The sequence below is a fragment of the Albidovulum sp. genome (assembly GCF_049646345.1).
Taxonomy (GTDB): Bacteria; Pseudomonadota; Alphaproteobacteria; order Rhodobacterales; family Rhodobacteraceae; genus Albidovulum.
Map to the genome: position 1 here is coordinate 1 of NZ_JBARVQ010000127.1, position 1,729 is coordinate 1,729.

Consider the following 1,729-nt stretch of genomic DNA (forward strand, 5'->3'; position numbering starts at 1 on the left):
GCCCTCAACGGCATGAGCAAACCCAACATCCGCGCAGGCAAGACCCTGATACTACCGGGCAATGTCGTGCCCGAGCCCGGCGTTCCCGCCAGGGTGAGCATCGCATCCACTGCCGGCAAAGGCCACGTGGAGTATGTGATTCGTCGCGGTGACTCCCTGTGGAGCATCGCCCGGCGCTTCAATGTCTCCCAGCAACAACTGGTTGCCTGGAATGGCATATCAACCAAGGCTTACATCCAGCCGGGGCAGAAGCTGAAAGTTCCCAGCTCCATCTGATCGCCACCCGCACCTGCTTCAGGTGCCGCAGAAAGTCTGCCTTACCACCTGCTCCGGTCGCGGCGGGGTGGCATAGCGCGCCAGTGCCTCATCGTAGGCAAAGGGCCGTGCCAGCACATCCACGAGGGCATTGAAGGGCGCAAAGTCCCCCTGTTCTGTCGCCGCCTGAAGGGCTTCTTCCACCAGGTGGTTGCGGGGAATGAATACCGGGTTGGCGCTGTACATCTGAGCCTGGCGTTCGGTTGCGGTGGTTTGTTCTGCGCTGAGTCGTTCGCGCCAGCGCGCCAGCCAGGGCAACAGGGGGTCCGGTATCTCGAACAAGCCTGCCACCATAGTCCCGTTGCTGCCGCCTGTCGGCCCCGCCAGGTCGGCCAGCCGGCGGAAGGTCAGGGTAAAATCCAGCTGGTGCTGGGCCATTAACTGGAACAGTTCGTCAGCCAGCGCCTGGTCGGAGTCCCGCAACTCCACAAGCCCCAGCTTAATCGCCAGCCCCGCACGGTGTGCCTGGGTAAATTGCTCCGGAAACGTATCGACAGCCCCCTGGGCGAGGGCAACTGCCTGTTCCTGGTCCTCGTGCAGTGCCGGCAGCAGCGCCTGGGCGAGTGCGGCCAGGTTCCAGTGGGCGATACCCGGCTGGTTGTTGTAGGCGTAGCGCCCGGCGCGGTCGATCGAGCTGTACACCTTGTCCGGCTGAAAGTCGTCCATGAAGGCGCAGGGGCCGTAATCGATGGTCTCCCCGGACAGCAGCATGTTGTCGGTATTCATCACCCCGTGGATAAAACCCAGCAACTGCCATTGGGCGATCAGCCCGGCCTGTGCCCCGATCATCTGCTGCAGCAGGGCGAGGGCCGGGTTGTCCTGCCCCGGGGCGTCCGGGTAGTGACGCGCCAGAACGTGTTCAACCAGCAGCTTGAGGGCCTCGACATCCTGGCGGGCGGCAAAAAACTGGAAGGTGCCGATGCGGATGTGGCTGCGGGCCACCCGTGTCAGCACGGCGCCCGGCAGGAAAGACTCCCGCACCACCTGTTCGCCGGTGGTGACAGCGGCGAGGGCCCGGGTAGTGGGCAGGCCCAGGGTGTGCATGGCCTCGCTCACAATGTACTCGCGCAGCACCGCTGCCAGGGGCGCCCGGCCGTCGCCGCCGCGGGAGTAGGGGGTGGGGCCGGAGCCCTTGAGCTGGATGTCGTAGCGGATACCGTCCGCGCCGATCACCTCTCCCAACAGTATCGCCCGGCCGTCACCAAGCTGTGGGTTGTAGCTGCCGAACTGGTGGCCGGCGTAGACCGTGGCTATCGGGTCACTGCCGGCGGCAATGCTGTTGCCCGCCAGCACCGCCGTGCCCTCGTCAGACTCCAGCCACAGCGGGTCTATGCCCAGCAGGGCCGCCAGCGCGTGATTGACGCGGATGGGCCCCGGATGTGCCACGGCCGTCGGCGCGCGGCGGGTGTAAAAG

General features: G+C 65.5%; 2 protein-coding genes. One reads left to right on the forward strand and one right to left on the reverse strand.

Translation table 11 applies throughout. The features are described 5' to 3' along the window. Positions 1-276 (forward strand): LysM peptidoglycan-binding domain-containing protein (locus tag WBB85_RS03185; RefSeq protein WP_432637173.1); only part of this gene is annotated, 276 nt, incomplete at its 5' end. An 18-nt stretch (positions 277-294) separates the two neighbouring features. On the opposite strand, the gene WBB85_RS03190 is transcribed toward WBB85_RS03185, so the two are convergent. Beyond that, positions 295-1,729, reverse strand: a 1,435-nt coding sequence (locus tag WBB85_RS03190) for a protein adenylyltransferase SelO (RefSeq protein WP_432637174.1), incomplete at its 5' end; no start/stop codon positions are given.